The following is a 7,937-nucleotide window of genomic DNA, read 5'->3' as shown; positions in this document are numbered from 1 at the left end:
CCCCCCCCCCCCCCCCCCCCCCCCCCCCCCCCCCCCCCCCCCCCCCCCCCCCCCCCCCCCCCCCCCCCCCCCCCCCCCCCCCCCCCCCCCCCCCGAGACGACACCCCCACAGCGGCCACCGGAGGTCCCGCGTGCTGTTGACGGGCCCTGACGGGATCCTGCGTGACTACGGCTCGGACTTCCATTGCCCGCCCCGGCGGCCTCGTCTCCCCCGTCCTGGCCGCATGCTGGTCCCTCTGGCACACCGACCCCGACCCCCACGAGGAACCCGCCTGACGTCCCAACAGATCCCCGACCCGCCCCGAACTACCCGGAAAAGCAGCGCCACCCCGTCGCCGAAGTCGCGCGCTAAGGCCGTCGTTGATCTCGTCCATGGCGGTCAGCTCCAGTCCGCGAGGTCGCGCTCGGAGATCAGGTGAGCGCTGGCAGAAGGGGTGGGGTCGACAACCAGGCGCTTGCCCGCACCGGTGACGGTGGTGTCGTCGGGTGCAGCCGGTGGTGAGTTCGGCCAGGACCTCGCGGTTCCGCCAGATCAGGTGCATGTCGCGCCAGCAGCTGAAGGAGGTCCGCGTCCAGCGGATGTAGTTCCTGCTCCCGGCGCGCGGGGCGACCGGGACCGCGCCGATGACGGACCCGAGATGGCGCAACGGAACAGCTGGACCACGACGGGCGTCCTGCCGCTTCGGGAGCTCCTCACCGTTGCCGAGAGGCCCTGTGTTCATGCGCGGCCACCACAGAATCACCCGCCCCGACAGCCACTTTCGATCAGATCGTACTCAAGACCGATAGGACAACGGCCTCTTACTCAGCCCTTCCCCGAAGACCGACTAGGCCCACTACTGGGTGGTGAGGCTTGGAGGAGGCTGAGATGGCTGACGAGACCGTATCTCGACGGGAGTTCATTCGGCGTCGTCGCAACAGTGGATTTATCGGCAGGCAACGCGAGTTGGCCATCTTCCGCGAGAACCTGGCTCGTGCACCCGAAGACGACACCTATCAGTTCCTCTTCCACGTCCACGGCCTTGCGGGGGTGGGCAAGTCCACGCTGATCCGTCGGTGGGAAGCAGCAGCGCGGGAGAAGGGTGCGGTGACCGCTGTCGTGGGAGACGAGGCGCATAGCGCGGTCGAGGCCATGGAGCTGATCAGCGACCAAGTGGGGCGGCAGGGCTACACGCTGAAATCCTTCGAGAAACAGCTTTCCGCCTACCGGCAGAAACGCCATGAGGCCGATGCGGCTTCCGCGGCTTACATGAGGGGGGTAGGGTCCGGCGGGCTGGCTTCGGCAGCTGGCGAGACTCCGCCCTCCCCGTCCAGTTCCTTCGCCGCGCAGATCGGCATGGCAGGCCTCAGCCTGGTTCCCGGGGTCGGCGCATTCAGTGGAGTGGTTCGCCCAGAGCATGTGGCCGCAGGCCTCGACAGGGCACGTACGACAGTCGGCACCTGGCTACGCAGTCAGGAGGACGCGCAACTGGTGCTGTCACCACTCAAGGTGCTCGCCCCGCAATTTCTGGCTGACCTGGCCGCCGTCGCAACGCGCCGACCCTGGATTGTGCTGTTCTTCGACACGTACGAACGCACGGCGCCCCTCCTGGACATCTGGCTGCGTGACGCGCTCGTCTCCGAGTTGTACGGGCCAGTTCCTGTGAACGTTCAGATGGTGCTGTCGGGGCAAGGCTCGCTCGATGCCACCTGCTGGGGTGACAGCCTCGATCTCTTCTCGGAAGTCGCGCTGTCTCCGTTCACCGTGGATGAGGCCCGCGCACTGCTGGCGGTCCGTGGCGTGACCGAAGACCGCGTGGTGGAGGCGGTTCTGCAGCTTTCCGGGCGGCTCCCGGTACTGCTGGACGCTCTGGCAAGGAGCAAGCCGCAGGATGTGAATGCCATCTCCGACCCCTCCGAAACGGCGGTCGATCGCTTCCTCAAGTGGGAGAAGGACCCGGTTCGGCGGGAGGCCATTCTTGCCTGTGCGCTGCCCCGGCATCTGGACGAAGATATCTACCGGGCTCTCCTGCCCACCGGTGCTGATGACGGTGTTCAAGGGATTCGGGTGCTGCCCTTTGTCACTGAGCAGGCGGGGCGTTACCGCTACCACGACGTGATCCGGGCCCCGATGCTGCGGGTACAGCGCGTGCGAGCGCCTTTGCGGTGGCGTGAGCGCCATGTGGCTCTCGCGTCTGTATTCGCCGCTCGACGCCAGGATCAAGAGGATGGTCAATCACTGGCAGAACTCTCTGGGCGTGCCCTGGAGAACCGCTGGGAGAACTCCGCTTGGCTGGATCATCGGCTGGACGAGACGTACCACTTGCTCTGTGCGCAGGACGGCCCAGCACGGGCGGAGGCTCTGTGCGACGCGGTACGCGCTTGCGGCCACAGCATCGAGACGCTCCGTCGTTGGGCCCAACTGTTCGCCGAGGCCGGTCACGACAACGACGACAACGACCTCGTTGACGTCGGATACCGACTTCTGGGCTGCGCCGGTAGGAACTCGGGTGATGCCGCCGCACTCCATGCGCTCCTGGCCACCCCTGGGCTGAGGACCGAGGGTCATGCGCTCGCTCATGCGCTCCTCGCCCGTCGGTATCGACTCGGCGGGCAGTACGACCGGGCGCTTGCCGCCTATACGAACGCCCTTACTTTGAACCCGGATCTTGCCCGCGCCCACGCGGGCCGGGGGCACACCCTGCGGGCCATGAACGGGCCCGAAGCAGCTCTCCAGGACTATGACCATGCTGTCCGGCTCCAACCGTACGAGCCACGTCACCTCATCAATCGTGGTTCGGCCTTCTACGCTCTTCGGCGTTACGAGCGTGCCCTTGAGGACTTCGATCAAGCTCTCGTCCTTGATCCGCAGGCGGTTCCTGCCAAGTGGTTCCGCAGCATGCTTCACCACAGGCTGAGGCAGTACGAGGAAGCGCTCAGGGACCTGACCGGATCGATCGAGGCAGACTCAGAGGCTGGCTGGGCATACGCGGTTCGTGGTTCGGTCCGACTGTCTCAGGGGCAGTACTCACTTGCCCTGACAGATCTCGAAAGGTCACTCGCGCTGGAGCAGGATTCGTCGTGGCCGCTCTGCTGGCGTGGCGAGACCTATCGCGCTCTGGGTCGCTGCAGCGAGGCGCTCGTTGACTTTGACCGCGCGTTCGAGATCAACCCCAACTGTGGTTGGTTCCCTTACCAGAGCGCACTGACCAGGCGCCTGCTCGGAGCGGCTGGCGAGGTGGACCAATGGCAGAAGGCATTGGACATTTACGAGTCGCAGGCAGCTGATCCCGGCGGCTCACACCTGGCTCGAAGCAATCTCCTTGTAGTGCTCTGTGCGTTGCCCGACTGGGACCGGGCTAGGGGGCAGCTGAGCGAGTTCCTGTCACGAGAGCCTTCCTCGCACCAAATCAGGGAAGCACTCGATGACCTGGCTGACCTTCAGCGCGTCATCCCGGTTGCCGCGGGAGAGCTGACACCGATCCAGGACAGGCTTCGGACAGCTTTGGAGCTGACGTGAGAGGCCGTCGTCCTATCGACCCTGAGTGCGATCTGATCGAAAGTGGTTGTCGGGGCGGGTGATTCTCTGGTGGCCGCGCATGAACACAAGGCCTTCGGTGCAGTTCGGAGTTGCTGAAGACCACGAACCCCACCAGGAGGCCCTGATGCTCCAGTTGTATGCCGTCGGGCCCGGTGGACTCAACTCGCATGACACGTCGTGCGATTGCCTCGCTCACCGGTTCGGAAACGCCGCTGATCAACCCGGCGGGGCACCGGTCCACGACACGGACCTGACGGACGCCCAGTGGCAGGCGATCCGCCCGCTGCCGCCGGTTTCTGCGTGGCTGGAGGACCGGGGTGGCCGTCCGGAGGGCTACTGCCACCGGGAGATGCTCCATGCTGTGTTCTACGTGGTCTACTGCGGCATCAAGTGGCGGGCGATGGCCGCCGGCTTCCCGCCCAGGGACCGGCGCTACGGCTTCTTCCTCCGCTGGCGGGAACGCGGCCTGGTCTCCGAGGGCATCGAGCTCCCCGACGAGGACGGAGCAGTGGCCGGGGGGCTGTCGTGGAAGCGGCGGGAGGCCCTGGACGAGATCGCCCCTGGGTGGTGCCCGGCATGGGATGCCGGATGGCAACGCTGCCTGCGCTTCGTGCAGAACCACCTCAAGAACGGCGGCACACTGCCCACCGAGCCTGGGATTCTGCTCGTTCAGGGCGAAGGCCTCGGACGGTGGGTCCAGGGATGCCGGTACGGATGGGACGCACTCCAGCCCGCGCAGCAGTGGCACCTGGAGAACGCCCTCGGTATCGGGCCGGCCGGGGAGGACGAGCGGCCGGTGAAGCGGACCCAGGACGACAAGTGGGCCACCAACCTCGCAGCGGCACAGCAGTTCCACGCGCGTGAGGGGCACCTTGTGGTGCCCCGGAAGCACATTGAGCACGTGGTGTCGCACGACAGGCTGCCAGGCGGGCCAGGGGTGCTGATGGTCGTGGGGTGGTGGAGGTGAAACTCGGGATGGTTTTGGGCAACATCCGTAAGCGTGCCGACAACCTCAGCGACGAACGCCGTTCCGAGCTGGTCCAGTTGGGGATGCGGTGGACGACCACGAAGAAGGCGGGGCGGTCATGAGTGCGGATGCCTACACCGGTAGTGCGGTGGACCGGGCGGCGGAAGACGTCCGGGAAGGCGACGCCGATGCGGCGCTCGCGGTCGCGGTGCGGTCGTATTCCGCGTTCGCGGTGCATGTGCGCTTCGACGACGGCATGACCGAGGAAGTCCTGCCCGTCCTCTGGTCAGCGATCACCAAGGAGGAGCGGGAGACGTACCCGGCCCGGCTGGAGGAATTCGTCGGCCGGTACGAGGAGCGGCTGGGGGGGTTGTTCGCGGAGTATGGGCCGCAGTCGGCAATCGCGAAGCACGGGCGGCACGAGCTGCTCGCACACCCGGTATCGCTGATCGTCCTGGAGCGGCTCTCGTCCGTCCGTTCCCGGTACACGCTGGCAGCGCGGTGGAACGGGGAGGTGCCCGACCGGTGGCTCAACGATGTCAGCGCCACCTGGGGCATCGGCGCGCTGCTGTGAACCAGGGCGCGGCACAGGGCCGGGGCTCGACCGGCCGGGGGAATGTGATGGGTGGCGGGCACCGCTCCGCCAGGGTGCCGTCCAGCAGGGCGTAGTCAGGATCATGAGTGCGCAAAACCTTCAGCAGCCCCGCTGCCCGGGCGGCCAGCAGGCTGATGACATGGTTGGTGTAGGCGTGGGCGGTGCCGACGCAGATGCCGAAGCGGCCCGAATCGAATGACGTCAATTGCCAAGGCCGTCCTCGCCCTGGAGCAGCACCGCTGAAAATGCTCAATGGCTTCTCGCAGCTGGGCGACTTCCAGGCTCAGCGCGGTGATCGTCTCTTGCGTCGTCTGCTCCTGGGAACTGAAAGACACGAAAGCATCGGGCTGATGGGACTCACACCTCCAGTCTGTCCCGAGCCCAAACAGGCACGTAGCCCGATGCCTGGCCCTGGCGGGTGCCGCGTGCGGGGGTTCGGATACAGTCGGCGTCCGTCCACGTGCTGCGGCAGCATCCCGCTGCGGGATCCTCCTCAGGAAGCGGGAACGCTCATGGTTGACGTCGTTGTGCTTTTCGCTCTGCTCACCGGTGTGGTCCTCGGTGCTGTCCACTGGTCTCGCTGGGTACGGGCGCGAACCGTGCGATGTCCGTGGTACGGGCGGCTGCTGGTGGCTCTGTTCAGCTACACCGTATCGACTGTGCTGCTCGTGGTCGTGATGTTCGTGGCATGGCTGGCCTACTTCACGGTGGTGCTGGTGCCGTTGTGGCTGCTGACGCAAATTGTCACAGATATGGTCCTGTGCCTGTGGGAATCCGGTGGCGTGCGTGCCCGCAGAGGCCGAAGGCTTCCGTCTTTCCGGACCGTGTCCGGGTGACCTTGCAGGGCCTTCATGATCAGGTCGTGGATGAGGTATGCGCCGGGGTCCGGTTCTCTTTGAGGCGGGGGAGGCAGTCCGGGGCCGAACCGGTCGTAGGCCAGCGAGGGCCTGGACGGTGTGCAGGGTGGGCAGGAGCACGTCGCTGATGCAGACGTTGGGGCGTCCTGGCGGAGGGTGGCGGGGCGGTCCAGGCCGAGGCCGGTGTCGACGCCCTTGCGGGCGAGCTCGCCGAGGATGGGGAAGTGGCCCTTCTTGTCGCCCCGGCCGCGCTGAACTGTATGGGGACGCGGTTCCAGATCTGTACGTAGCGTTCGCCATCGACGGCGGCCCTCCTTGCCGAAGGCGGGACCCGGTCGTAGTTGACCTCCAAGCAGAGCGCCCGCCAGGCCGTACGGTGCGGCGGGACCGGAGAGACTCACGTTCCGAAGTGCCTTTAGGCCCGGCAGACGGGGGGTGCGGGCGAGCCGGGTCAGGTCCGGCCGGCTTACCGGGCGTTCCTTCTCGCGGCCCGAAGCTCCCGCTCCGCCTCCGCGCGGTGGTCGGCCCGCAAACGCCTGCGTACCCGCTGGCAAGGCACCGACCTCCACCAGGGCCAGTTCCACCTCGCCTGCGGCATCATGTGCCTCCGGAGCCCTCGGCAGTCCCTCTGATTCGACCGGCGCGGCCGGCGGAGCTCTCAGCGGAGGTACTCCGGTGGCCAGGCGTCGCTGAGGAGATGGCTTTCGCTGTTGTCGCAGCACGTCATCTTTGCCTTCAGGGCCGGCCGTTCTGCGAGGGCCTGCCGGAGGTCCTGGCGGAGTTGGTCGAGGAAGGCCCACAGGTTAGGGGCGACGACGCGGTAGCCGGTCTCGTGCACGTCGAGGCTGGTGCCGTCCCAGGCCCCTCCGATGAGGTGGCAGACGGATCCGGTGGAGGGGCTGACCGCGTACAGGTTCCCGCCGCCGTCGGTGGCGAACACCGTCACCGTGTCGTCGACCGCTCCGGTCACCGGCATGAGGGCGCCGGCGAGGATGCCCTCGGCGACCCGCTCGGCGTCGGCGATCCAGATGCCGATGTGCAGGTCGGGCAGCTCGACGGTGCCGAGTGTCGCGTAGTACTCCAGCAGTGCACCGGTGACGCCTTCCCCGGCGAGCAGCGCGACGGCCCGGGCGCCGTCCTGCGCCGTGACGGTCTCCACCCTGTACTCGCCCGGCGAATACGAATGCACCTCCTCGAAGCCGTCGGCGAATGCGACGGCCAGCGGTGCCATCTCCTCGCCCCATTCGCGAATGTTGAAGGCGGAGTCGTTCATGCCGGACTTTCTGACGAGGAAGTGTGCGTTCCCCGCCATTGTCCCTGGTGGCAGGGCCTGAGCCGGTCCTGCTGCACGTCAAAACAGATCAGGCCCATGGACTCCGCGACGGCCGCCGCATAGGCCGACGCCTCCTCAGCCATGCTCCACCGCATGGCGAAGTAGATCAGCGGACCGCTGGCTTCGTCGATCAACGGACCGGTCGACCAGGGCGAGGTGTCCTCGTCGTCCTCGGTGATGTCGCGCCACCGCTCAAGCAGCGCGGCCACGTAGGCCGCAATGCGTTCAGACGGAGACTCGTCCACCTCGCCGTCGATAAAGCGGTCGTACAGGTCGCTGAAGACCCGACCGGCGGTCTCGTCATCCGCCGGCCGCTCGCCTTCCCAAACAGCCAAGTCGTAACTCATGTCCGGAGACTCTCATGCCGCTCTGACAGCCTCCTGCGCATCCAACAGCACACCTCACCACCAAAAGAAACGATGTCTTAGCTTGTTCTTTTTCTTCCGGCCTCGACGTGGAAGGTCGGGTCGGCAGCCGCGTGACTGTTGATCTGTGACGAGTCGCAGCGCGCTGACCTGGCAAAATGCTCACATGGAAACTGGGTTCCCCTGGGGGTCAACACCAACCATCGATGGGTCTGCCGCACGATCGGGTGACATCTGAACTGGCTTGCCCTGTGGGGCAGGTGGGAAGGGTGTCGTTGTGCCGAAGCCTTATCCGGATGA

General features: G+C 66.6%; 6 protein-coding genes. 4 read left to right on the top strand and 2 right to left on the bottom strand.

The window, feature by feature from the left end; all coding sequences use genetic code 11:
• Nucleotides 1-868: 868 nt before the first annotated feature.
• The 4 genes from ACZ5PB_RS43355 (at nt 869) to ACZ5PB_RS43340 (ending at nt 5,918) form a co-directional block, all read left to right on the top strand.
• A complete protein-coding gene (locus ACZ5PB_RS43355) occupies nt 869-3,499 on the top strand; it encodes a tetratricopeptide repeat protein (protein ID WP_468699248.1) in 2,631 nt (876 codons plus the stop codon).
• A gap of 79 nt (nt 3,500-3,578) precedes the next feature.
• Nucleotides 3,579-4,487 (top strand): transposase, encoded by a 909-nt coding sequence (locus ACZ5PB_RS43350; protein WP_468699247.1) that lies wholly within the window; start codon nt 3,579-3,581, stop codon nt 4,485-4,487.
• Nucleotides 4,488-4,605: 118 nt separating this feature from the next.
• Nucleotides 4,606-5,061: a hypothetical protein gene (locus ACZ5PB_RS43345; protein ID WP_468699245.1), complete on the top strand. Its 456-nt coding sequence runs from the start codon at nt 4,606-4,608 to the stop codon at nt 5,059-5,061.
• Between the two features lie 533 nt (nt 5,062-5,594).
• Nucleotides 5,595-5,918 (top strand): hypothetical protein, encoded by a 324-nt coding sequence (locus ACZ5PB_RS43340; protein WP_468699243.1) that lies wholly within the window; start codon nt 5,595-5,597, stop codon nt 5,916-5,918.
• A 679-nt stretch (nt 5,919-6,597) separates the two neighbouring features.
• Here the strand turns inward: ACZ5PB_RS43340 and ACZ5PB_RS43335 are convergent.
• Together ACZ5PB_RS43335 and ACZ5PB_RS43330 are read right to left on the bottom strand one after the other, a co-directional pair.
• Nucleotides 6,598-7,212 (bottom strand): SMI1/KNR4 family protein, encoded by a 615-nt coding sequence (locus tag ACZ5PB_RS43335; protein WP_468699241.1) that lies wholly within the window; start codon nt 7,210-7,212, stop codon nt 6,598-6,600.
• On the bottom strand, nt 7,209-7,619 hold the full coding sequence (locus tag ACZ5PB_RS43330) for a hypothetical protein (protein ID WP_468699239.1): 411 nt from the start codon (nt 7,617-7,619) through the stop codon (nt 7,209-7,211). Before ACZ5PB_RS43330 ends, ACZ5PB_RS43335 begins: the two co-directional genes overlap by 4 nt.
• Nucleotides 7,620-7,937: the final 318 nt, after the last annotated feature.

The sequence above is a fragment of the Streptomyces sp. NPDC032721 genome, assembly GCF_055579625.1.
The sequence above is the reverse complement of the archived record's forward strand: the minus strand, read 5'-3'. Positions and strand labels throughout refer to the sequence as shown.

Coding starts and splice junctions, on each gene's coding strand:
- ACZ5PB_RS43355 (WP_468699248.1), top strand. CDS start 869: ATGGCTGACGAGACCGTATCTCGACGGGAGTTCATTCGGCGTCGTCGC.
- ACZ5PB_RS43350 (WP_468699247.1), top strand. CDS start 3,579: ATGAACACAAGGCCTTCGGTGCAGTTCGGAGTTGCTGAAGACCACGAA.
- ACZ5PB_RS43345 (WP_468699245.1), top strand. CDS start 4,606: ATGAGTGCGGATGCCTACACCGGTAGTGCGGTGGACCGGGCGGCGGAA.
- ACZ5PB_RS43340 (WP_468699243.1), top strand. CDS start 5,595: ATGGTTGACGTCGTTGTGCTTTTCGCTCTGCTCACCGGTGTGGTCCTC.
- ACZ5PB_RS43335 (WP_468699241.1), bottom strand. CDS start 7,212: ATGAACGACTCCGCCTTCAACATTCGCGAATGGGGCGAGGAGATGGCA.
- ACZ5PB_RS43330 (WP_468699239.1), bottom strand. CDS start 7,619: ATGAGTTACGACTTGGCTGTTTGGGAAGGCGAGCGGCCGGCGGATGAC.